Here is a 24,936-nt window from a genome sequence, read left to right as displayed (position 1 = left end):
TATGATTATTGGTATCCCAAAAGAGATCAAAAACAACGAAAACAGAGTGGGTATGACTCCCTCAGGTGTTTTTGAGTTAACAAAAAATGGACATCAGGTATATGTGCAATCGACTGCCGGTTTAGGTAGTGGATATGCTGATCATGATTATCAAAAAGTTGGTGCAGAGTTGTTACCAACCATTGAAGAGGTTTATCAAAAAGCAGAGATGATTGTGAAGGTGAAAGAACCTATTGAGGCCGAATATCAACTGATTAAGAAAGATCAATTGGTGTTCACCTACTTTCATTTTGCTTCATCAGAAATATTGACACATGCGATGATTCAATCCGAAGCTGTTTGTTTGGCTTATGAAACTGTTCAAACGAATGACAAAAAGCTTCCACTTTTAATTCCAATGTCAGAAGTAGCAGGTAGAATGTCGATACAGGAAGGGGCTAAATATTTGGAAAAACCGATGGAAGGCATGGGTATTCTGTTGGGTGGTGTTCCCGGTGTACCTCCGGCTAATGTGCTTGTTCTTGGTGGTGGAGTTGTGGGTACTGAAGCCGCAAAAATGGCTGCAGGAATGGGTGCAAACGTCACTATAATGGATATCAATTTGGAACGTTTAAGGTATTTAGACGATGTGATGCCGGCCAATGTCAATACCGTTATGGCCAACGAACTAAATATCAGAGAGCACATACAAAACCATCATTTGATTATCGGTGGCGTACTTATTCCCGGAGCAAAAGCACCAAAATTAATCACAAAAGACATGTTATCTTCCATGCAAAAAGGAACTGTTTTAGTGGATGTAGCCGTAGATCAGGGCGGATGTTTTGAAACTACTCAACCTACGACACATGCTCAACCCACTTATTTAATCGATGATATTCTACATTATACGGTAGCCAATATGCCGGGGGCTGTTCCTTATACATCGACTATTGCGTTAACCAATGCCACATTACCTTATGTGCTTCAGTTAGCCAATAATGGATGGCAAAAAGCGTGTGATGAAAATGAGGCTTTAAAGTTAGGTTTGAATATCATTCAAGGTCACGTTGTTAACCAACCTGTGGCGGAAGCTTTTGATCTTCCTTTCGTTCCTTTAAATGAATTTTTTGAAACTGAAGAAGTATAATATGGAAAAGATAATTATTCCTTCTCGTTTGCAAATGCTTATTGGAGGCGAGTGGGTAGATGCCAATAATAAAGAAAGTTTATCAGTCATCAACCCAGCCAATGCTCAGGAAATTACTACTGTTCCTTTGGCAGCTAAAGAGGATATTGATATAGCAGTTGATAGTGCTCAACTAGCTTTTGAAAATGATACACTAACTCCTGCAGAAAGAGGTCAGTTACTTCACAAAGTAGCTGATTTACTGGAAAGAGATAAAGAATATTTAATGCATCTTGAGTCATTAGACAACGGCAAGCCATTTGATAAAGCCGCTTACGATGTCGATTCTTGTATCCATCATTTTAGATATTATGCGGGTTGGACCACAAAGATTCATGGCGATCAAATTCCGGTAAGTTCACCCAACAAATTGGTCTATACTCGACAAGAACCTCTTGGAGTGGTTGGACTCATTGTTCCTTGGAATTTCCCATTAATGATGTCCGTTTGGAAAGTCGCTCCTGCCCTTGCTTGTGGAAATACATGTATTCTTAAACCTGCTGAACAAACCCCACTTACTGCACTTCATTTAGGGAAGTTGATTATGGAAGCCGGTTTCCCAAAAGGGTATTTCAATGTGGTAACAGGTACTGGTGCGATTACTGGAGAAGCCATTACTCGACATCAAAAAGTAGCCAAAATTAGCTTTACAGGTTCTACGGATGTCGGCAAAAAAATCATGGTCGCTGCTGCTGAAAGTAATCTCAAGAAAGTGAGTCTAGAACTGGGTGGTAAATCACCTAATATCGTTTTTGATGATGCTGATATTGATCAAGTGATAGAAAGTGTGGTTTGGTCAAGTTTCTATAATAGTGGACAAGAATGTACGCTTGGATCGAGATTATATATCCACGAAAAAGTCTATGATCAAGTACTCAAAGGACTAATTGATAAAACTTCTCAGTTAAGTATCGGAAAAGGTATCGACTCACCAGATCTTGGACCGCTAATATCAGAAACCCAGATGAACAGAGTGCTTAGTTATATAGCATTGGGTAAAAAAGAAGCACAACTCGAGTTTGGTGGTCATCGTTTAGAAGGCGATTTAAAAGAGGGTTATTTCGTTTCTCCAACTATTTTCTCTCATCAAAATGACGATTTAAAAATAGTACAAGAAGAGATTTTTGGACCTGTGGTGGTCGTCTCCTCTTTTAAAGATGAAGGAGAAATCATCCAAAGAGCCAACCATTCCATTTTCGGATTAGCTGCTGCTTTATGGACCAAAGATGTTTCGAAAGCACATCGTGTAGCCCATCAAATTCAATCTGGAACTGTATGGATTAATGGGTACGATATGTTCGATCCTTCTGTGCCTTTTGGTGGCTATAAACAGTCGGGTAACGGTCGAGAAATGGGTAAAAGTGCCATCGACTTATACACTCAGGAAAAAGCAGTTTGGTTATCACTTTAAACTCAATATCAATATGAACACATTAATGGATACAAAAGAATTATTATCGCCGGTTTGGACGCACCTTACTCAAATTAATGCTGTAAGAGGCAAAGGCATTTATATATATGATGAGGCTGGAGAGGAATACATGGATTTCACTTCTGGAATTGGTGTGACGAATACTGGTCATTGTCACCCAAAAGTGGTACAAGCTATTCAAGATCAGTCGCAAGAATTGATTTTTGGGCAGATGAACTGCGTGATTCCATCAAAGACAGTGGAATTGGCTGAAAAACTGAATGAGTTACTCCCCAATCCTCTCAACCGTTTTTTCTTCTCCAATAGTGGGTCGGAAGCAACGGAAGCTTGTGTGAAATTAGCCAAGCAATATACTGGGCGTCAAAATGTAATTGTGATGCAGGGCAGTTTTCATGGGCGAACGCATTTAACCATGGCGATGACGACCTCAAAAACCGTGTACCGTTATAAATATCAACCTCTTCCATCGGGCATTTTTGTTACACCCTTCCCAAATCATTTTCAATATGGATGGACGGAAGATCAAGCCATTGATTTTGCAATTAAACAATTGGATTTGGTGTTTAGAGGGCAGTCAGCTCCAGATGAAACTGCCGCCATTATCATCGAACCTGTTTTAGGTGAAGGTGGTTATGTTCCTGCTCCAAAACGCTACCTTCAACATCTCAGAAAAGTATGTGATGAACATGGTATTTTATTAATTATCGATGAAGTACAAAGTGGTTTTGGCCGTACAGGTACTTTCTTCTGCTTTGAGCAAAGTGATGTTGTTCCAGATATATTAGTGATGGCCAAAGGACTCGGTAGTGGAATGCCTATTTCTGGGATTGCTTCAACGGAAAAGATCATGAAAAAATGGGTTCCTGGAACGCATGGCGGTACTTACGGAGGTGGATCTGTCATCTCTATGGCTGCAGCATTGGCTACCATCGATACCATAAAAGAAGAAAATATTCTTGAAAACGTTCGCCAAAGAAGTCATCAGTTAATCGAGGGGTTGAAGAAGCTACAGCAACAATATCCTATGATAGGTGATGTTAGAGGTCGAGGGTTAATGGTGGCTACAGAATTCATCAATGAAGATGGTACACCATCACCAGAATTGGCAAAAAAAGTATTGACCGAATGTGTCAACAATAAGTTATTGATGTTGGCTTGTGGAAGTTATGCCAATGTGATCCGTTGGATTCCTCCTTTGGTGGTCAATGAAGCACAAATCGAACAAGCATTACGTATTTTTGAAAACGCTTTAGCAGAAGCAATTTGAATTTTTTCCATTAACTTCACTCTCAAAGTAACATAACCATGGAATTAACAGATAAATCACTATTTAAAACCTCCTGTTATATTAATGGAGAATGGGTCAATTCTAAAGAAGGAAAGGACTTTCATGTACACAATCCATACAATCAAGAAATTATTGCGGATGTTCCTGATTTAGGAAAGGAAGAAACAGAAGAAGCTATTAAAGCGGCTGAAGTGGCCTTTCACTCTTGGAAGAAGAAAACTGCAGGAGAAAGATCTAGCATCCTTCGAAAGTGGTTTGATTTGATGATGGAATACAAAGAGGATTTAGGGAAAATCTTGACTTTAGAGCAAGGAAAACCTCTACCTGAGGCGATTGGAGAAATTGCCTACGGTGCCTCTTTTGTAGAATGGTTTGCCGAAGAAGCAAAACGTATTTATGGGGACACGATTCCAGGTCACCAAGGTGATAAGCGTATCGTGACCATCAAACAGCCGGTAGGTGTTGTTGCTGCCATTACTCCGTGGAATTTCCCGAACGCCATGATTACTCGTAAAGTAGCTCCTGCTTTGGCTGCAGGTTGTACAGTCATCGTCAAACCTGCTAAAAATACGCCTCTATCTGCTCTTGCTTTAGCCGAATTGGGAGAAAGAGCAGGAATTCCAAAAGGTGTGTTGAATATTATTACTTCCAATAGAACAAAAGAAATTGGTGAGGCATTAACCTCTAGTCCAATTGTTCGAAAACTATCGTTTACTGGCTCAACTGAAGTGGGGAAACAATTGATTAAAGATTGTGCTTCTACAGTTAAAAAGGTATCGATGGAATTAGGAGGAAATGCTCCTTTTATTGTTTTTAAAGATGCAGATATTGATAAAGCAGTTGCCGGTGCAATAGCTTCTAAATTTAGAAATGCTGGTCAGACATGCGTTTGCTCCAATCGTTTCTTTGTTCACGAAGAGGTATACGCTGAATTTACAAAAAAGCTAAGTGATGAAATCAAGAAGTTGAAGGTCGGCAATGGATTTGATGAGGACGTACTTATTGGTCCTATGATAGATCAAGGAGCGGTTAATTTTGTGAATTACATTGTGAATGATGCGGTAAAGAAAGGTGCTCAATTGCTTGATGGAGGAAAAACTGCATCATCCAACGATCATATTTATCTTCCTACCCTACTTACTGATGTTGACAGTAGCATGTCGGTCTACCATGAAGAGATTTTTGGACCTGTTGTGCCGATTTTCAAATTCTCTTCTACTAAAGAAGTAATACAATTGGCAAACGATACTCCATTTGGTTTAGCAGCCTATTTTTATGGCAGAGATTACGCCGTGATTTGGAAAGTCAGTGAAGCATTGGAATATGGAATGGTTGGTATCAATACAGGAATGATTTCTACCACTGTCGCCCCTTTTGGTGGTATTAAAGAAAGTGGTTTCGGGCGAGAAGGATCAAAGTATGGTATTGATGAATACCTTGAAATAAAATATCTATGTTTCGGGGAAGTCGATGATGACGAAGAATATTAAAAATAAATTCGAATAGAATTGATACTCTCCTTAACATTTTATTGTTTTGGGGAGTTTTTAAATACTAAGACCTAATCTAATCATAAATTAATGAAAACTAAGTTTCTCTTATCAATAACACTTCTCTTATTATTCAGTTGTGATTATAATACTCCTAAATTATATCAAACTGAAACATTAAAATTACAAGCTATATCTGAACATGTTTGGCAACATACTTCCTATTTAAACACACAAAGTTTTGGGAAAGTGGAATGCAATGGGATTTTAGTGATAGATGACGAGGAAGCCGTTTTAATCGATACACCAACAGATGCAGAAAGTACAGAAGAGTTATACAATTGGCTTCAAGAAAATGATATTGAGCTAAAGGCTGTAGTGCCGACTCACTTTCATGTGGATTGTACTGCGGGTTTAAATTTCCTACATAAAAAGGGAGTAGAAAGCTACGGTTCATATCTAACTTTATTAAATGCATCTAGACATCATCAACCTATCCCTCAGAATGCGTTTAAAGATTCCCTCACAATTATGGTCGATGATCATGAGGTGAAATTCAAGTACTTTGGTAAGGGGCATACTACAGATAATATTACGGCTTATATACCAAGTGACAAAGTCTTATTCGGAGGTTGTTTGGTTAAAGCATTAGGTTGGTCGAAAGGAAACCTTGAAGATGCTGATACTATTGCATGGCCAGAAAGTTTATCCGAATTGAAATTAGCATATCCTGATGTGAAAAAAGTTGTTCCAGGACATGGTAAAATTGGAGGTATGGATTTGATTGATTATTCAATTGAGTTATTTACAAAAAAGTAAATCCAATTTATTAAAGTATGGTTTTCAGATAATTGTATATTTTTTGACAAACCACACTCAAAATAGTGACAAAGAATAAATAGGCTAATGCAAAACCAATAACTTCAAGTATAGATTTTTCTATTGTAAGCGGAATAAAAATATTCCGAAAAAAACCATGAAGTACGAAAATAAATAGACTATAGTCCCCAAAAAATTCGATCAAAGCTTTCATCCAATTCAAAATTGATCCTCTATACTGAAATAGAAACAAGAAAATTATTATTATTGAAAGAAAAGTGAATGGATAAAAAACAAAAAAAATATTCCCTAAACTAAAAGTAATCAATGCTATAAAAAACCAACTTTTTCGAATGCTTATCACTTTTCTTGATGCAATGAAGATACCTAAAGTAAACTCGGGTAAATGACCTATCACATTGGCCATAACATAAATTTTATGTTCTAATAATGGCTCAAGTAATAGAAATATAAGTAAATAAGCGCTAAAATTAATTCCAAGAAAACCGCTAATACCATATCGATTTATAAGCCTCTGAAGGGGAATAAAGATGAAATAAAAATGGATTATTAATCCAAAAAACCACCAAGGACCGTTTATACTTAAAGCTTCTTCTGGCAAGAAAATATGGATTGATAATAACTTATATATAATAGATAGACCCCATTGAATGGATAACACCTTTTTATTTAAAAAAAAGGTATAAAGACATAAAACAAAAACACCAATCAAAAATGGGGGGTAAACTTTCAATAATCGATGTTTTATAAAGGCAAAATAAGTTGAGGTTTTAATAGAATACGATGTACTTAAACCATATCCACTTATGAAAATAAATAATTGTACTCCATAATGTCCAAAAAAAGAAAATGATAAGTTGACAAATTGTTCTGGATAATCTATTAATAATGTAGCATAATTTTTAAAAAATAGGATATCAAAAAAAAATTCATTCTCTCCAGTTGAGGGCTGTACCCAATGAAAAAAATTGTGCAAAACAATAAGCAAGATACCTATTCCTTTTATTTGTAATGTGTCATTTTTGGAAAAAAGAATACTTTGTTTCATAAAGAAATTAGCTAATCTTTTTCATCTTAATCTGTTTATTCATCCACTCCACAATTGCCTTTAAATCTTCTAAGCCAATTTTAGCATATGGAAAGACATTTATTTCAACACCATCCTTTTGAACTATGACTAAATAAAAGTCTTTATCTTTATTCTTCTTATTGAAATCTAACCGCTTTGTCTTTTTGTAGATACTAATATTCTTAATTTCAGAAAGTTGTAGGGTGTGATTTTTTTTTAGAAATGTACTTTCATTAGTAATTACAATCTGTTTTTCATCTATACCTAATACTGACTTCCCTTTCGTATTTTTCACTAATTGGATCCCACTAATTACAGCAGCAAAAGCACTGATCATCAACATTAAAGAAAAAGACAATTGTTTTGTCAGAGAATCTAAATGATAATTGTATAAATACACAAAGATGAAAAATACTATTGTTGAAGCTGCCAAATAAAGTATCTGAGTGGAAGCTTTCTTTTCTCCCCAAGTAATAGTGGTTGATTTCATGAATTCTGAATTTCAGATGAAAAGTGTATGGACGTTACAATGCAACGTCCATACAAGTATAATTTACCAAGCGTTAATCAAATCGATCAGCTGGAAATAAAGTTCTTTTGAGTGTGTTGGGAAGTTAGCAATTCTAACTTGAGTAGCCTTATTTGGTCCATAACCTGTACTCACTACTAAACCCTTCTCTTCTAGATAAGCCATAAAATCTTTAGGCGAACGTCCGTTTAATATTTCAATCACAATGACTGTTTTTGAACGAACTCTCTCCTCTTTTACTGCATAGTCTAGATCTTTATGAGCACCAACTGCAGCATAAAGCATTCCTGCTTTATATTCAGTTTCGCTTCTAACGATATCCATCTTACGACGCAATAGATCTTCAGAAACTTTACCTAAAAGGTAAATTCCTAAAGCATTTGGCGTTGCAGGAGTCATGTTTTTCTCTGCATTTTTAAGCAAAGTAAACATATCATGGTAACCACCTAAATGTCTTCCAGAAGCTTTGATTTCTTTGGCTCTTTCTAGGCATCTTTCGTTGAACAACCAAATCCCCAAACCTGCAGGCATTCCCATTCCTTTTTGAACAGAGAAATACAAGCTATCGACTTTTGTCAAATCAATATCTACGAATGGAATCGACGATACAGCATCGATGGCTATCAATTTGTCTGGGTTTTCTTCTCTGATTTTATAGATATCCTCTAATGGAAACTGAACCCCTGTTGAGGTCTCATTTTGTGTGATTGAAATAAAATCACTATCCGCATCAATAGAGAAGTCATCAGCATTAAAACCTTCACCCAAAGGTTTTTCAATTTTTTGAGTTTGGTGTCCCCAAGCCTCAGCAAACTGATGAAAACGAGTAGAAAAAGATCCGTTTACAAAGTGTGTACTCTTTTTAGAAATACAGTTCTGTGCTAATCTCTCCCATACTTCGGTTGCTGAACCTGTAAATACCATGTAATAGTCCTCTGGCACATTTAACATCTCACGCACCTGAGATGCTGTAAAACCAAACATGTCTTGAAAAGCTTTACTTCTGTGGGAAATAACAGCTACATTCTCTTTTAATGCTTGCTGAATATGTTGCTCCACAGTAAAATACAATTCACTTGGGCCCGCTGTTAAGTGAAATTTTTTCATAAAGTGTTAATTGTTAGTTGTTAGATCATGTTTGAAACATGTGCTTACAGAAAATGGATTAAGTCCACTTCTGTAATATTAATTCTTCTGTATCTATATCCATAGAACATTTAAAATGTCCTTCTGGACAACTCTTTAAACCATGTAAACCACAAGGTCGACAAGAAAGTTTTTCTTTAACTTCAACAATTTTAGAATCAGACGATAAAGGTCCGAATCCTAATTCTGGAATTGTTGAACAAAATATAGCTGTTACTGGAGCATTCATTGCACTAGCCATATGCTGGGGAGCCGAATCATTCACGTAGTTCATCTCCGCTCCTTTCATCAATGCTGCCGACTGAAGGAAAGAAAATTTCCCTGCCCAGTTATATATATTTTCTCTACCCGATTTTACAGCAATTTCATCACATAAATCGCCATCTCCAGGTCCGCCGTTTAAAATTACTGCTACACGTGTTGGAATCTTATTAATTAATTCCACCCATTTATCTTTATGGAATTGTTTTGTGTACCAAACCGATGATGGAGACATCGTTACATAAGGCTTATCAAAATGTGCCTTTTCGTAATCAATTTCTCTTGGATACATTTTTGGACCAACAAACTCAGCGTCAGTAATGTCTTCAATTAAAGAAAGGTAACGACTCACCTCGTGGTGCTCTCTTTCTCTTCCTTCACCCATTACATGTTGTTTGGTTAAAGTAAACGTTGTGCTAAGAGGGTTTTTATCAAACCCTGCCGTTGTTTTGGCACCAGAAAGGAACGTCATTAAACCCGTAGAGAAATAGCGCTGTAAATTGATCACACGATCGTATCTACGACGACGAATTTCCATAGAAACTCTCCAAAGGTTTTTGTTTTTATTTTCCTTTTTGTTCCAAATGATTACTTCATTCACATGAGGGTTATTTCTCAGCAATCCCTCATTACCATTACGCACTACAAAATCGATTTCAGCATCAGGGTAAAACTTAATTAGTTTTTCGACTACAGCTGTTGCCATAATTACATCCCCAATGAAAGCAGTTTGTATCACCAAAAACTTATTCATCCCGTAAAATTCTAATAAGATTCTGTAAAATCCAATTTAAAATTGAACTTAGAACTACTTTAAAACCTCTCTTAATTGATTATTTTTATATCTTCCATTGAAATTGATCATCGATAAAGCTTAAATGAAAACATTCGACGCTTTTAAGGGGCACTTTAAAGTCCATATTCAACCACAGTTGGAAGAATTAGAAAAGAAGAGGTACGCCATGCATAATAAACGTTTGCAGTTTGGTGGTCTCACATTTTTATTCCTTTTCTTTACTTGGATACTTATTTACTTGGATCAAATCAATATTTATGGTTTATACTTCATGATCATTTTTGCTCCTTATTTTTCTTACACCTATTTCAAAGAAAATTATCAAGATGATACGATCGAAATTGAGTACAAAGAATTAGTCGTTCGAGAAATGATGCGTTTTATGGATCCATCTCTTCAATACGATCCCGAAGGCTACATTCCTCTTGATAGATGGAAAGAATGTGGTTTCCATACCTTAATTCCTGATGTTTATACAGGTGATGATCTCATAGAAGGAACAATTGAGGGTACTCCAATGATGGTTTCTGAAATTCAGGCAGCCACACAGTTACCTCCAAAAAAGAACAAAGTACTTGATAAAATCAAAGAGCCTGAGTTAAAGTACAAGACCTACTTTCATGGTTTCTTTATGATTTTTGAACTTCAAGAAGAAGTAAAAACGGATGTTTATATATTTAATGATGATATCCAACATCAATGGGGACATGTGGGTAGATTAATTGAAGAAACGGATACTCGATATGGTGATTATGTTCCAATTAGGGATATCAATTTTAGAAAAAACTTTAAAGTGTATGCTCAAAATAGAGCCTTGGCTGAAATCACTTTAAAAGACGATTTTGTATCTAAACTATCAGAAATAGCAAAGCATTTTAAAGCCAAAGTCAGCTGTATATTAAAAGGGAATCATATGTATGTTTTTCTTGATATCAGAAAGGAGCTTTTCAAAGTAGACACAGCACACTCTTTAACCCGATCATTTATCTTAAAGAATTTATATAAAGACTTGAGTATGATCATCTCTGTGGCTCACACACTAAATGATCCTGTTCCTCAAGATGAATCCGAACATAGTTTTAGTAGCATTGATAACAACTTTGGTGGTTCTACCAATGAGTTTATTCAAGATGAAGTACTCGATTTTCAACCTCAACAAGTTATGGAAGAGGAAGAAGAAGACGAAGACTCAGAATTTGATGACTTTGATGATGAATTGGGTGATCATACTGAAAAATCGGAAGCCGAATTATTTGGTATGGAAGATCAAATGATGGAAGATGAAGAAGTCTCGCCGTCTCAACACATGGAGCAATTTGATTTTGACCAAATGATGAGAAAACATGGCGATCAACTCCCTTTAGATTTTGATAATGATAATAATTATGAAGATGATGAGAAAGAATAGTATCAATTGCCTTTATAAACCAATTATTTTCCCCAATTTTGTATGATAGTTATTTATTTAGGCTAATATGCCTTTACAGAAGATTATTCCGTCGAATCTTCATTTTCAAACTGAATTCATATTTTACATACAATGGATAGTAAAAGACAACATAAATTTTCAAGATTAATTCAAAAAGATTTAGGTGAAATCTTTCAACAAAACTCAGTAGCCATGTTTGGTGGTACTTTTATCACTGTAACACAAGTTGAAATTTCTCCTGATTTGGGTCTTGCAAAAGTGTACTTAAGCTTCTTGTTGGAAAAAAATCCTGAAGCTAAAGTAGAAGAGATCGATAAACAGAATAAATCTATCAGAAAATTATTAGCACAAAGAATTCGCCATCAGGCGAGAATTATTCCTGAATTAAGATTTTACTACGATAACACTGCTGAAGAGGCGGAAAAAATCGAAGACTTATTCAAAGATCTTGATATCCCAGATGACAAAGGGGAGGAAGATGATGATGATATTTACACAAGATAGATTCTTATCAAAAGATATATGGTATGGACGTTGCACTGCAATGTCCGTACTCTATTAAACCATTTTTTGAATTACATTTAGCATGCTTTCATTTTTTAAAGTTAACGACCCGCTAAGAGTCATTTTTATTTTCATTCTACTTGTAATTATTCGTCTACCAATTTGGCTAAGCGATATTCCTTTACTTACAGAGGAAATTCATTGGCTTACCTTAGGAGCAAAGTTAGCAGAAGGTAAAGCAATGTATCGTGATGTTTGGGACAACGTTGCACCTATATCTGCAGGCTTTTATTGGTTAATAGCAAAATTTTTTGACGGTAGTAGAACGGCTTATTTTATTATAGCAGCCTTCTTGACCGCCTTACAATCCATCATGTTTAATTCCATGATGAACAGAAGTGAAGCGTATAAACAAAAAACATTCGTTCCAGGTTTTATTTACCTTATTGCTTCTAATTTCAGCTTCGATTTCATGACCCTTTCGCCTACCTTAATTTCTTTAACCTTCTTATTGATAGGTCTTAGAAGTTTATTAAGGATGGAACGAACCGATACAGAACAAAGTATATTAAATACAGGTGTATTCTTCGGTTTAGCATCAATGGCTTATTTACCAAGTTTTTCATTTTTATTGATGGGTATTTTCGCCTTGGCTACCTTTAGAGTATCCTCTTTTCAACGTCTTTTCTTAGCTTTTATAGGCTTCTCTTTAGTATGGGGAAGTTATTTGATATATCTCTATTATAATCAAGCATTAGAAAGTTTTGTACAAGCTAGTTTAATGTCAATTGGTTGGAACGAGCATGACTTTATACAAAGTTGGGATCAAATATTGATCATACTTGGCTTCCCATTATTGATGTTTATCTTTGGCTCATTCAGAACATTTTCAAATAATGCCTTTATTAATTATCAGCAATCCATTCAGCAAGTGATGTTAATTTGGGTGATTACGGCCATAATTAGCCTTATTTTCTCTATATACACAACTACTTTCCAATTAATATTATTTGTACCTGCTATTGCCTTCTTCACAGCCCACGAGTTACTGATGATCAGAAGAAGTTTAATCGGCGAAATCACCACAGCATTTTACACCCTTTCTCTATTGGGTATAATGTATGCTACCGCTTTTGGCTTTTTACCCAAGAATTTAGATTCACCTTATCAAGATGCCCTTTCACAACCTATTAATGGTATGGAAACCCTTGGTGAACGTGTTATCGTATTTGGGGACGATTTTAATTACTTAAAAGGAAAAAAATTAGCAACAGGTTACCTGAATTGGGAAGTTTGTAACCGTTTCTTTGATCAAGTCGATTCTTACGACGAAATACGTTCTATCTACAACTCTTTCGAAGAAGATATGCCTGATGCCATTGTCGATTTGAATGGAAAAGGTGAACAAGTCCTTTCCTATTTAAGTATTATCAAGGAACAATACGAGAAAGTAATCCTTGATAATGGTGCGATTATCTACAAAAGAAAAAATTAATAATCATTTTATTTTGTGCTTATGAAACTGTGTGTATATTTGCATTATAAATGTAAATTTTACGTTTTATAAATAAGATACACACTACCAATAAACACATGAAAAACATTATTGACCTTTTATGGCAGAAGTACATCAATGTAACTCCTTCTGCTGCTAAAATTCATGATATTTTCAAGAAAAAAGGAGAGAAAAACATAGCAAACGACCATATTGCTATCCGTACCTTCAATCATGATTTAGTCAACAAAGAAAAGCTTGCAGAGCCTTTCTTGGCTATGGGTTATGAGAAAAAAGGAGACTATATCTTCGAAGCCAAAAAACTCAAAGCCATTCACCTAGAACATCGTATTGATAAGGATATGCCAAAAATCTTTATCTCAGAACTTCGCTTAGAGTTGTGCAGTGAGTTCCTTCAGGAAGTAGCTGATACTTGTGTAGAGATTTCTCAAATCCCTCATTACAGTAGCGAAGATCTTCTATTACAAGGAAGAACATGGGGTACTCCATCTCACAAAATCTACGAAAAACTTCTTGCAGAATCAGAGTATGCAGCTTGGATGTATGTGTATGGATTCAGAGCCAATCACTTTACAGTGTATGTCAACAAATTGGAGAACTTCGATACACTTGAATCAGTTAATGATTTCTTAAAAGACAACGGCTTCCCTATGAATACTTCAGGAGGTGAAATCAAAGGTTCTAAAGAGCAATTATTAGAGCAATCCTCTATCCTAGCAGATAAAACGAAGGTAAACTTTATAGAAGGAGAGTACGAAATCCCTTCTTGTTATTATGAGTTTGCTAAAAGATATGAACTTAAAGACGGGCAACTTTTTGAAGGTTTTATCGCCTCATCAGCAGATAAGATTTTTGAAAGTACTGATGTTGCAACGGCTTAACACCCTTTTCTACCAATTCAATTAACTAGCTTAGCACCTCAAAATTTTATTTTGGGGTGTTTTTTTTATACTTGAAAGAATTTTGAAGTTTCAATTATTAACCTATTACTAAAGAATTAATCGTTTATGAAAGTTGATAAAACATAGTATCGATTTACAAAACTTAAATGAAGTCACATTTTGATACTACTTATTGATGTCGTAAATTTGTTTTATTATAAAATACCTACTATCATGAAAACAACCACATTAAGAGCAGATGAAAGTTTGCTAGAAGAAGTAAATGAAATCGTCAACTCTTTTAATTATAAATCAAATAATGAGTTTTTTCTTGAAGCTATAAAAGACAAAGTAAAAGAGTTAAAAGAGGAATTGATAAAAAAGCAGTTAGAAAAAGAGTTTTCGAATCTTCTGAAAATCAATTCTGAAATCATGGATGAGTTTGAACAATTAAATGATAATGATATTCTTTAATCATAATGCTAAAAAAATATCAGATGTATTGGGTGGACTTGACACCTCAAAACAATAAAAAAAACGAAATGACAGGCAAAGAAAGACCTTGTGTCATTTTCGAAAATGATTTGATTTTAAATGCAAATGGAAATACTGTTTGTTATGCTATTCCTATAACTACAAAAGTTACTGGTAACACAATTTTAGGTGTTCAACTTAGTAAATTAGTGACTGGCCTTCCTCAAGATTCAGAAATTGTACTCACACAAATGAGGGTAATAAGTAAAGATAGACTCAGAGATTTTATAATTTCCCTTCCGAAAGAAAAACAAAACGAATTAGATAAAAAAATGAAGTTTATGTTAGATATTTAATATCACATAAACTTCATTTTTTACTTAAACAAACACCATCCCTACAATGCCTGCTAACATATAATACTTTATCCATTTACTGATATCATGATAATTCCTCACTGAAGATGCTCTATGAAGCATAAACATCAAGAAAAATGCTGGAATTATCAAACCAGAAAAATAGTATTGGAAATATTCATTTTCAATGCGCTGTATGATCAAGGCAGATAAGATGACGAACAACGCAAACAGAACATATACGAACTGTTTTGTTTTTTTATCACCCCAAATAATTGGTAGTGTCTTGCATCCAAATTGTGCATCTCCTTCTTTGTCTTCTAAATCTTTGATCACTTCTCTAATAATAGAGACAAAAAAGGCAAACAAACCAAATTGATACACCGCCTTATTGTGTTCTATAAAATAGATATTGATCAAAAAGATGGACATAGAGGTCATTGCTGCAACACTAAGGTTGCCAATAAATGCTCTTCTTTTTAGATTATTAGAATATAACCACAACCAAAAAGTCGTAAAGAAAAAGATAGTCCCAATTTCTTTTGATAGAAATAGACCAATAACGATAGCAACAAAATTGAAGACCGTATGCGTTAATATCGCTACTCTCCTTTTCATTACTTTTCCCACCACCTGTTTCTTTGGCTTATTTACGGCATCAATTTTTATATCATAATAATCATTGATGATATAACCTGCCGCTGCAATCAACATGGTTGAGAATGTCAATAGCCAAAAACCAATATCAGTAAAATGGTCTTTCCATTCTTGATAAGGACCTATTAAGAAAATTCGGCCCAACCATTGGGTCATAAATATGATCATTAGGTTATTGAACCTAATTAATTTTAAGAAGTCTTTCATACCAATGAAAAAAGACTTCTCTTTTGTTGGCGTCATCACTTTATTCATCTTAATGTGCTTCTAACCAATTTAAACCTTCACCTACTTCTACTTCCAAAGGAACTTTCATTTCGTAGGCATTTTCCATCAACTCTTTGATTTTTGATTTCATTACGTCCAATTCGTCTTTATGAACATCAAAAATCAATTCATCATGCACCTGCATGATCATTTTGGATTTCAAATCTTGCGTATCCATCCATTTTTGAATATCAATCATCGCCTTCTTGATGATATCGGCTGCTGTACCTTGAATTGGAGCGTTAATCGCATTTCGTTCAGCCATACCTCTAACCGTAAAGTTTCTTGAGTTGATATCTCTTAAATATCTTCTACGGCCCATCAAAGTGACTACATATTCGTCCTCACGTGCTTTATTGATTACGTTATCCATGTATTTTTTCACAGCAGGGAATTCCTCAAAATAAGCATCGATCAATTGTTTTGCTTCTGTACGAGGGATGTCCAATTGTTGAGATAAACCAAAGGCTGAAACTCCGTATATAATACCAAAGTTGGCTGTTTTGGCTTTACGTCTCATATCTGCATCCACTTCTTCTTCAGCTACTTTAAAGACTTTTGCTGCAGTTGCAGTGTGAATATCTTTTTTCGCTTTAAATGCATTGATCATTTCCTCATCGTTACTGAAGGCAGCCATAATTCGAAGTTCTACTTGAGAATAATCGACAGCCATAAATACGTGATCTTCATCTCGAGCAACAAAGGCTTTTCTAATCTCCTTACCTCTTGATGAACGAATTGGAATGTTTTGTAAGTTGGGATCTGTCGAACTTAAACGCCCTGTAGCTGCTACGGCTTGATTGTACGTTGTATGCACTCTACCATCCTCTTTGATCAACTTAGGAAGCGCATCTACATACGTACTCTTCAGTTTGTTTAACTGACGGAAGTCTAAGATTTTACCAACAATTTCATGTTGTTTTAAACCTTGAAGGATCTCCTCTCCAGTGGCATATTGCCCTGTTTTAGTCTTCTTTGGCTTATCGACCAACTTCATTTTTTCGAATAAGACAATACCCAACTGTTTTGGTGAAGAAATAGTAAATTCCTCTCCTGCTAGTGCATAAATATCTTTTTCCAATTGAACGATTTCTTCTGCCAAGGTCACAGAGTACGTTTCTAAAGACGGAACATTTAGATTTACTCCTTCTTTTTCCATCAATCTCAATGTTTCCATCAATGGCATTTCGAGATTGTTGAATAACGTTTCTGCTTCTTTTTCTTTGAGTTGATCAGCTAAAGCATATTTCAATTGTAGCGTGATATCTGCATCTTCACAAGCATATTCATATACTTCTGAAGCAGGGATATCTCTCATATTTTTCTGTTTCTTCCCTTTTTTACCTAGAATAGTTTCGATAGAAACAGGCTTATAATTTAAATAATGCTCTGATAACGTATCCATACCATGTCGTTTATCTGGCTCAATTAAGTAATGCGCCAACATGGTATCGAAGAAGGGTCCTTTGACCTCTACACCTACATTATCTAAAATTTGAATATCATATTTAAGATTCTGACCAATTTTCAAAATCTTCTCATCTGCAAAAAGTGCTTTAAAGTGAGATAAGATTTTTTGATCTTCCTCTTCGTTTAATGTTAAAGGCACATAATAACCTTCATCTTTTTTAGCGGAGAATGAAATACCAACGGGTTGAGCCACTAATGAATCTAGAGAAGTCGTTTCTGTATCGAAAGCGAATTCCTTTTGTTTTATCAAGTAATCTACAAGTTCTTGATATCTCTCCTCAGAATCGATCATTCTGTAATTTTTATTGATAGAATTAATCGTATCAATAAGAATTTCGATCTCTTCTTCAACCACTTCTTCAGGAGCAGCTTTTGCGGCTGGAGCACCACCTCCAAACAAAGATGTTTGTTCACCCGGCTTTGGAGTCACCTTTTTTGGTGCCTCACCTGGGAACACTCTTTTCAATAAAGTTTTAAACTCAAGATCATTGAAAATCTTCACCAACTCTTCTTTGTTTGGCTCTTTTACTTTCAATTCCTCTTCATTGAACTCTACCGGAACATCAATCTTAATCGTCGCTAATTCTTTAGAAAGAATCGCTTGTTCACGATTATCAGATACTCTTTCTTTAAGCTTACCCTTTAGTTGATCTACATTTTCGATAATGCCTTCAACAGTAGAATATTCTTTTAGAAGTTTACATGCTGTCTTTGGTCCTACACCCGGAACACCTGGAATGTTATCGACTGCATCACCTTGTAAACCTAAAAGGTCAATTACCTGATCTACTCTATCTAGATCGAATTTCTCTAATACCTCTTTTGGTCCTAGGATTTCGATTCCACCTTTTGTAGATGGACGGTATAGGAAAGTATTATCATCTACCAACTGAGCATAATCTTTATCGGGTGTCATCATATAGGTTTGAAAACCTCCCGCTGCAGCTGCTTTTTTAGCAATTGTTCCAATCACATCATCTGCTTCAAAACCTTCCATTTCGATTCGAGGGATATTAAAGGCATCGACGATTTTCTTTACAATTGGTATGGCGATGGATATATCTTCAGGTGTTTCCTGACGATTTGCCTTGTACTCTTTGTACATCTCATGACGAAATGTTGGAGCAGATAAATCGAAAGAAACGGCTATATGTGTAGGTTCCTGCTTTTTTAGAATTTCCAATAAAGAGTTGACAAATCCCATTGGGGCACTTGTATTTACTCCTTTAGAGTTGATCCTAGGATTACGAATTAACGCAAAGTGAGCACGGAAGATCAAAGCCATGCCATCAAGCAGAAATAATTTCTTCATAAATATTCTATTCAAAGGACAATTACATCCTAAAAGTTGATGTTGTTTGTCGTGTTTTCTATTGATGCGAATATACGAAGTTGAGAAGTATTTTGATGGATAATCACAAATGATTTTTAATTGTTGTACTTTCTCTACACTAAATCAAAGTAATTCATTTTATTTGCCATTTGAAACTACATTGAGCGTAAAAACAATTAGACCTTGATAGGAGAAGCTATACTAAATATTCAGCAACAATTACAGTTTGCAGGCAATTTCAGAAACGAAGTAGCACAACATGGTGATCACTTGATAAAAACATTTAAGAAATCATTTTTCCCTACATTTAATGTGGACGATTTATTAAAAATGTTGAGTGAACATATTGTCGCTGACTGCATTTCATCCCACCTTTTCACATCAGATGAATTGGGGGAACTGAAAGCTGACCCTATTTATTTAGCATTTCACAATTTGCTTCAATTTCTAGAGCAAAAAGATGCGTTCAATGAAGCCATTCATCAATTAAAAGAAAAAATTGATGTGCTTCTTGATAACGGAACGGATCGGAATGAGCTATACACTCAATTAATGGGTCGTGAGGAAGGAGAAGAATTGCCCGATTATTTTAACGGCATGTTCAAATCTCTGATGAAGAAACACTTAAATAATGCAGGACAACATGCTCAGTATTTATATCCTTCATTTACCTTACCTCCATTTTTAGACAATGAAGCTAAATCAAATACCATCGTTTGTTATGATTTATTGGTCTATTATTGGTGTGCAGTCGTGATCTCGGAAAGTAAGCGATCTTATGGCAATAGTTTAAGTTTTGTAGACATTCAACCTAAAGGTCAAACACACTTTGAGTTTACCGAAGAGGATTCTAATTTGGACAAACTCATCAATCTCAATAGAGAACCTGTTCAAATTGTATTTGGTACGATTCAACAGATGTCGTTGGGAAATAGAAGTGCTCATAAAGAATGGACGAATAAAGTTAAAAAGGCATTTTCTGGTGATCAAAAAAGAAACCCTGTCTCCTATTGGTTACTTTGGGCAAAAAAACGTTTGGGAAACAATGGTATTCTAGTCATTCGAGGTGATCATTCTTTAGCAGCTGCTCCTGAATATAAATTTTGGAGAGATAAAGTGACTGAAGTCTGCCATAGAGTGTATATTCAAGCACATCAATATTCACAGCAATTGGTCTATTGTTTTATTTTCGATAAAGAAAATGATTTTGATGGGGTGTATTATGCTCCAAGTTACCTTGAGGACTTTTCAGAGATCAGTCAGGATTCTGGAGATTGGATCACACTTTCTTCTGAAGAATACACTAAGTTTTTGTGTATGTATTCTCAAAAGGAAAAGAGTATTTTTCAACAAGCGGTCTCTCCTATACAATTGAAAAATAAATCTTGGGTCACCGATTTCAATAAAAAACAATTGGTTTCTAAAGTTGCAGATTTACAGAAAGAATCTTCTAAAACAGTAGCCCAGGCAGTTTTACCTGATAACAAAAAAGAATTCGAAGAAGCTTATCTCAAAGTATATCAAAAGCCCTTTGTAAAGAAATGGGTATACTTATCTGAAGAAGATACGAAAGCTTGGACGAATGCACATTCTTTTGGATTGGATAAAGAACAACCTGTCTTATGTATTGGGTCTAATGCTGCTACAGGGTTTGATATAATTTCGACCAATGCTCCGGTTTTATCCGACTTTTTTGATAGAAAACATCAAGTCACTCTCTTACCATTAAAGATGTATAAAGAAGATGCCTCTTTTGATGATAATGTTAGTGATTGGGCGTTACAACGCTTTAAACAATACTATATCCCACGTCTGCCAGAGGCAGGTAAGAAAAGTACTGTAGCAAGTTTAAAAGGGCTTCTGATATACGAAATCGGACTGATCAGTAAGCACACACAACGCTTACCTGTGCTTCATAAGTTTACTCAAAAAATTGAGGGAATTATTGAAAAAGAGGATAACGAATTAGATTTAATTCAAGTTCAACTTCAAGCACTTCAAAATAAAATGCTTCAGCTCTATCGTGGGGCTACAGAAAAAAAATCAATGTTATCGGCGATAAATTCTAGTATCAGTAATTTATCCAATGAGATCAAAGATTTAGAAAAAATTCAAATCGAGCGTACTTTAAAGGAGTCTGAACTGACGAAAGAAAATATATTCTTTTACTGTTTGGCTATTCTCAATCATCCTACTTACCAAAATGATTATCAGAAAGAATTAGTGGCCATGCCGCCTAGAATTCCTTTATTAAACGATTTCTGGAAGTGGGTCAAAATTGGTAAGAAGGTATATGCTTCATCCATTCAATTGATGAATGAAGAGGTAAACTTAGAAGTAATTGGTGAAGATGAATACGAAAAAGGGAAAGACATTAAATTGAATAATACCCAATATCTTCGTAATGCCGATTTGCTTTATCATCAAATGCATTGGGGAAACACTGATCTAAAAGAATTAATCATTCAACAGTATAAAGAAAGAAAGCCTTTAAATAGAAGCTTAAGAAAGTATTTTAAAGAAGAAATTTCAAATATCAACCTTATTGAATTGGTGAAGAACTTGGAAACACAATCTCAACTGCAACAAGTGCTTGAAGAAGTGATGCCAGAGGAATTGTTTGAAAATAAAAAACCGGTGCTGAAGTTGAGAAAAAGAAGCTAAAAACAGAAAAAAGACTTACTGATTTTAAAATATTATTATGATGAAAGTTTTACTTTATAATTCCAGATTCTAAAGTATACTTTTTCTTGGCTAGTGGCCTCTGGGTTAACATCAATTAATTCAGGTATAATATTTTCTCCTTTATCGATGTAATTCGCAATAACTTCTGAATGAGTTTTAGGAACATAGCCAATCATCATAGAATTGGCAAAAACAGCAATGGCATTTTCGTCATGCGGGTTTGTTGCATGTCTTATTAACTTCAAATTCTGACGCATAATTTCCCACTCTTGATCATCAAGTGCGTAATGCCTGAATCCAGACAAAAATCCCTCAAACAACAACTCTTTAGAGACATTGTCTACTAAATTATTTATGTGATTAGGTTGTGCCATCATTAGCAATAGGGTAGTTAATTAGTGTTCAGTAATGATTGTATTTGCAATATACAATTATTTATTAATATTGTGCAATAAAATAATCGTGAAACTGCTTTTATGAAAGTAATTAAATGATAATTTTACACTCAGAAATAATATTTAAGAATAAATTAATGAAAACAAGTTCCGTTTTAAAAGTTATCATTGGGGTAGCAATATTGGGTTATATTGGAAATATTTTGTTCTCTTCTAAATCAGAGGAAGGCCAAACAAAGTATACTGAACGTATATTAAAAGAAAGAACTGACAAGGATAAAATCTTTAAAAATAAAAATGAAAGTCCTTTAAGTGAGGTAGAAATGGCTTCTTTTGAGCATTTAAATTATTACCCTGTCGATTACTCTTACCGTGTAAATGCACAATTAGAATGGGCAGATAAACCTAATAAAATAAGAATAAATACTACTCAAGAAAAAGCAAGAGAATATTATAAATCTTGTGTTGCAACATTTAAAGTAAATGGAGAAACTGTCAAACTTACTTTACTAAAAGCTGTTCTTCCTACTCCTCTCACAAAAGATTTATTGATGGTAATTTTTAGAGACCTAACGGCTGATACAGAAACTTACGGTGCGGGAAGATATATTGAATTACACGGTATTAAAAAAGGACAAATGCAAACGTATATTGATTTTAATATGGCTTACAATCCTTATTGTGCTTACAATGACAGTTTTGACTGCCCTCTTCCTCCTTTTGAGAATATGATAAATGTAGAGATCAAAGCGGGTGAAAAGAGATTTAAAGAAGAAAATCATTAAAATATATATGTCTTCAAATTTTTTAGACTAAATTAATAACTTGATATCGATAAAATATTTTGAGTCGTACTCAGGAGAATAGATAATTTTTTAATAAAACTTATTCTACATTGGCTTTAGAATCAATTTTCAAAAAACTTGGTTTTACAGGTGACAAAACCGCTTATGCTGAATTGCATTTCTGGATTATGTGTTCATCTATGATACCAATCATTAATATCTACATTACATTATCCTCTGTCGAGATTGTATTCTTAAGAACACTAGCGGCAACGGTTATTGTATTTGGTGTAGTGTTATATAAAAAGGTGAATCTAAGAGTAAAGATGTCACATATTGTAATGTTATTCTTTACAGGTTTACTTACTGCAATCTATTGGGTATTATTTGTAGTAGCAGCAAAGAAGTCGAATACATCTGTAACATTAGTTGGTATTGCCACAACGCCAATATGGGTTAGTTTCATCTATCCGGTTGTTAGTAAAAAAAGTCCAACATTCACTGAGGTCATGACAGGACTATCTGCCTTATTTGGAGTATATATGATTTTCAGTTCAGGATTTGCTTATAGTGAGGGTATGTTTGCAGCAATATTAGCAGCTTTCTTTGCAGCTGTTGTTACTATCCTAACTTCGAAATACTCAAAAAAGTATCATTACTTAGTCATCACTTTTTATCAGATGTGTGGTGCATTCGCAGCAACAGCTTTGTTCTTACCTTATTTCTTAAAATATATATCTAAATCAAGCTTTCACACTCCGACATCATTAGATATTGTTCTAATCATCATCTTAGCTGTTATATTCTCTATAATAGCCTACAGTTCAATCGTAAAAGTGATGCAAAAAATTACTCCTTTTAGTGTTTCATTAGCGAATAACGTTTCACCTATATATGGTGGTGTGATTGCCTATTTCTTTTTTGGAGATAGCGAATTAATGGATATCTATTTCTATGGAGGAGCTTTTATGATTGCTTTTGCAATACTTGCCATGCCACTAGCAAGGTTCTTCTTTAAATTAGATGAATTAGACGATAATAAATCGACTACCTAATTTTATTGATTAATTCGTTTGTAGATAAGCTTAGTACCAATAAAACACAGACGGACAATGTGCCGAAGATCACTGCAATCCATCGACTTGTCGACATCCACCAATCTTTATTGTATTGAGCTTTTTTATACATCTCATCAGATAATTTGATGATTGCCTCTGTATTATTTTGCAATGTTAGGGTTAAACCAACATCTCCTCTAAAACCGATTCTATCATCTACCTGAACAATTCTCAATAAAATAGAATTATACCTTCTCAAATGGTTCAAGATATTGTGTTTTCTTCCATTTGGCATCTCAATTCCCTTCACTTCCCGCTGAAGACGATGGTTCAATTCACGTATCTTGTAGAAGTCGGCTGTATCTGCACTCAATAGATAACTTTTTTCTAAAAGTCGCATTTCTTCTAACAAAACATTATTTACATAGGGATCTTCCTGCAGAGATTTCGTTCTTTTTTGTAAATCACCAATCATTCCTGAAGTTTGTGAACCTCTATATTTCAATTGAGTAACAATTTTTGAGAATGTTTTTCTATGCTTCGCCAATAAATCACTAAAAAGTTTTAGGTCATCTTCATAAGCCATTTTCCATGAATCGTTCGATTCCATAATATCACCAACATAAGCTTCAAGTTTTTTATCCACCTTATGATACTCTGTCATAATAGGCGTAGCCTGCCTTGATCTATGAAACTCTTCATAATGAGCTTCATATGAAAGAAATTCTTGAGCAGCTAATGTCATAGACATCGTCATCTGACGTAAATCAATCACTTTTTCTACGATTACGTCTTGATCTTCAATTTGTCTAAACGCAGAAAAGTTACTAACAGCTATCACAAAACAAGCCACAAAGTAGCCATAAAACCACTTTACGATTTTTCTCCATTTATATGATACTGTACTTTTTTTCACTTAGGCTTGTTTCAATTCATATTAAACTTCAATTCTAATCGCAATAAATATTCCATAATGAAAGGAATTTTCTACTTATAAGATTGTGTTGAAGACATGAATTAATTGTTTACTCAAAATCAGTTACTTGTAAAAAATTATACCACAGATTATATTCTAATCTGTGGTATAAAAGTATTGATATTTTTTAA

General features: G+C 34.6%; 22 protein-coding genes. 14 read left to right on the top strand and 8 right to left on the bottom strand.

The window, feature by feature from the left end; all coding sequences use genetic code 11:
* The first annotated feature begins 1 nt into the window (after window position 1).
* From ald to bla, 5 genes are all read left to right on the top strand, one after another.
* Window positions 2-1,129 (top strand): alanine dehydrogenase, encoded by a 1,128-nt coding sequence (ald, locus tag KMW28_RS08805; protein WP_169664549.1) that lies wholly within the window; start codon window positions 2-4, stop codon window positions 1,127-1,129.
* 1 nt (window position 1,130) lies between these two features.
* On the top strand, window positions 1,131-2,579 hold the full coding sequence (locus KMW28_RS08800) for an aldehyde dehydrogenase family protein (protein WP_205958192.1): 1,449 nt from the start codon (window positions 1,131-1,133) through the stop codon (window positions 2,577-2,579).
* A 13-nt stretch (window positions 2,580-2,592) separates the two neighbouring features.
* On the top strand, window positions 2,593-3,867 hold the full coding sequence (locus KMW28_RS08795; protein ID WP_183363930.1) for an aspartate aminotransferase family protein: 1,275 nt from the start codon (window positions 2,593-2,595) through the stop codon (window positions 3,865-3,867).
* A gap of 38 nt (window positions 3,868-3,905) precedes the next feature.
* The gene (locus KMW28_RS08790; protein WP_169664550.1) at window positions 3,906-5,378 is read left to right on the top strand and encodes an NAD-dependent succinate-semialdehyde dehydrogenase; all 1,473 of its coding nucleotides are present in this window, start codon (window positions 3,906-3,908) and stop codon (window positions 5,376-5,378) included.
* A 90-nt stretch (window positions 5,379-5,468) separates the two neighbouring features.
* Complete coding sequence (bla, locus tag KMW28_RS08785; RefSeq protein ID WP_066208217.1) at window positions 5,469-6,197, top strand: subclass B1 metallo-beta-lactamase; 729 nt, start codon at window positions 5,469-5,471, stop codon at window positions 6,195-6,197.
* Window positions 6,198-6,207: 10 nt separating this feature from the next.
* On the opposite strand, the gene KMW28_RS08780 is transcribed toward bla, so the two are convergent.
* The 4 genes from KMW28_RS08780 to KMW28_RS08765 all read right to left on the bottom strand — a co-directional run bounded on the left by KMW28_RS08780 (window position 6,208) and on the right by KMW28_RS08765 (window position 9,977).
* A complete protein-coding gene (locus tag KMW28_RS08780; RefSeq protein ID WP_169664551.1) occupies window positions 6,208-7,266 on the bottom strand; it encodes an acyltransferase family protein in 1,059 nt (352 codons plus the stop codon).
* Between the two features lie 7 nt (window positions 7,267-7,273).
* A complete protein-coding gene (locus KMW28_RS08775; protein ID WP_169664552.1) occupies window positions 7,274-7,777 on the bottom strand; it encodes a hypothetical protein in 504 nt (167 codons plus the stop codon).
* A 63-nt stretch (window positions 7,778-7,840) separates the two neighbouring features.
* Window positions 7,841-8,923, bottom strand: a complete 1,083-nt coding sequence (locus KMW28_RS08770) for an aminotransferase class V-fold PLP-dependent enzyme (protein ID WP_169664553.1) — start codon at window positions 8,921-8,923, stop codon at window positions 7,841-7,843.
* A gap of 58 nt (window positions 8,924-8,981) precedes the next feature.
* Window positions 8,982-9,977 carry a glycosyltransferase family 9 protein gene (locus KMW28_RS08765; RefSeq protein ID WP_169664554.1) on the bottom strand — a complete coding sequence of 332 codons (996 nt, stop codon included), beginning with the start codon at window positions 9,975-9,977 and terminating at the stop codon, window positions 8,982-8,984.
* Window positions 9,978-10,101: 124 nt separating this feature from the next.
* Here KMW28_RS08765 and KMW28_RS08760 point away from each other — a divergent pair, with 124 nt between their 5' ends.
* From KMW28_RS08760 to KMW28_RS08735, 6 genes are all read left to right on the top strand, one after another.
* Window positions 10,102-11,427 (top strand): DUF3137 domain-containing protein, encoded by a 1,326-nt coding sequence (locus KMW28_RS08760; RefSeq protein WP_169664555.1) that lies wholly within the window; start codon window positions 10,102-10,104, stop codon window positions 11,425-11,427.
* Window positions 11,428-11,559: 132 nt separating this feature from the next.
* The gene (gene rbfA, locus KMW28_RS08755; RefSeq protein ID WP_169664556.1) at window positions 11,560-11,952 is read left to right on the top strand and encodes a 30S ribosome-binding factor RbfA; all 393 of its coding nucleotides are present in this window, start codon (window positions 11,560-11,562) and stop codon (window positions 11,950-11,952) included.
* A gap of 82 nt (window positions 11,953-12,034) precedes the next feature.
* Complete coding sequence (locus KMW28_RS08750; RefSeq protein ID WP_169664557.1) at window positions 12,035-13,447, top strand: hypothetical protein; 1,413 nt, start codon at window positions 12,035-12,037, stop codon at window positions 13,445-13,447.
* Window positions 13,448-13,545: 98 nt separating this feature from the next.
* On the top strand, window positions 13,546-14,349 hold the full coding sequence (locus KMW28_RS08745; RefSeq protein ID WP_066208233.1) for a DUF1338 domain-containing protein: 804 nt from the start codon (window positions 13,546-13,548) through the stop codon (window positions 14,347-14,349).
* Window positions 14,350-14,583: 234 nt separating this feature from the next.
* Window positions 14,584-14,823, top strand: a complete 240-nt coding sequence (locus KMW28_RS08740; protein ID WP_169664558.1) for a ribbon-helix-helix domain-containing protein — start codon at window positions 14,584-14,586, stop codon at window positions 14,821-14,823.
* 5 nt (window positions 14,824-14,828) lie between these two features.
* A complete protein-coding gene (locus KMW28_RS08735) occupies window positions 14,829-15,179 on the top strand; it encodes a type II toxin-antitoxin system PemK/MazF family toxin (protein WP_169664559.1) in 351 nt (116 codons plus the stop codon).
* Between the two features lie 24 nt (window positions 15,180-15,203).
* Here the strand turns inward: KMW28_RS08735 and KMW28_RS08730 are convergent, their stop codons facing one another.
* Entirely contained in the window at window positions 15,204-16,079 is an 876-nt protein-coding gene (locus KMW28_RS08730) for a geranylgeranylglycerol-phosphate geranylgeranyltransferase (RefSeq protein WP_169664715.1), read from the bottom strand.
* Window positions 16,080-16,092: 13 nt separating this feature from the next.
* Window positions 16,093-18,885, bottom strand: coding sequence for a DNA polymerase I (gene polA / locus KMW28_RS08725; protein ID WP_169664560.1), 2,793 nt, complete (start codon window positions 18,883-18,885; stop codon window positions 16,093-16,095).
* Window positions 18,886-19,089: 204 nt separating this feature from the next.
* On the opposite strand from polA, the gene KMW28_RS08720 reads away from it, so the two are divergent.
* Window positions 19,090-21,570 (top strand): type ISP restriction/modification enzyme, encoded by a 2,481-nt coding sequence (locus tag KMW28_RS08720; protein ID WP_169664561.1) that lies wholly within the window; start codon window positions 19,090-19,092, stop codon window positions 21,568-21,570.
* 35 nt (window positions 21,571-21,605) lie between these two features.
* On the opposite strand, the gene KMW28_RS08715 is transcribed toward KMW28_RS08720, so the two are convergent.
* On the bottom strand, window positions 21,606-21,965 hold the full coding sequence (locus KMW28_RS08715; protein ID WP_215585819.1) for an HIRAN domain-containing protein: 360 nt from the start codon (window positions 21,963-21,965) through the stop codon (window positions 21,606-21,608).
* 158 nt (window positions 21,966-22,123) lie between these two features.
* Here KMW28_RS08715 and KMW28_RS08710 point away from each other — a divergent pair, with 158 nt between their 5' ends.
* Together KMW28_RS08710 and KMW28_RS08705 are read left to right on the top strand one after the other, a co-directional pair.
* Entirely contained in the window at window positions 22,124-22,771 is a 648-nt protein-coding gene (locus KMW28_RS08710) for a DUF1684 domain-containing protein (RefSeq protein WP_169664563.1), read from the top strand.
* Window positions 22,772-22,881: 110 nt separating this feature from the next.
* A complete protein-coding gene (locus KMW28_RS08705; protein WP_066208243.1) occupies window positions 22,882-23,826 on the top strand; it encodes a DMT family transporter in 945 nt (314 codons plus the stop codon).
* Here KMW28_RS08705 and KMW28_RS08700 read toward each other — a convergent pair.
* On the bottom strand, window positions 23,819-24,745 hold the full coding sequence (locus KMW28_RS08700) for a hypothetical protein (RefSeq protein WP_066208245.1): 927 nt from the start codon (window positions 24,743-24,745) through the stop codon (window positions 23,819-23,821). The genes KMW28_RS08705 and KMW28_RS08700 overlap by 8 nt on opposite strands.
* Window positions 24,746-24,936 lie beyond the last annotated feature (191 nt).

Origin of the sequence: Flammeovirga yaeyamensis (genome assembly GCF_018736045.1) — a bacterium.
GTDB classification, from domain to species: domain Bacteria; phylum Bacteroidota; class Bacteroidia; order Cytophagales; family Flammeovirgaceae; genus Flammeovirga; species Flammeovirga yaeyamensis.
This window is presented reverse-complemented; position numbering and strand designations above follow the sequence as displayed.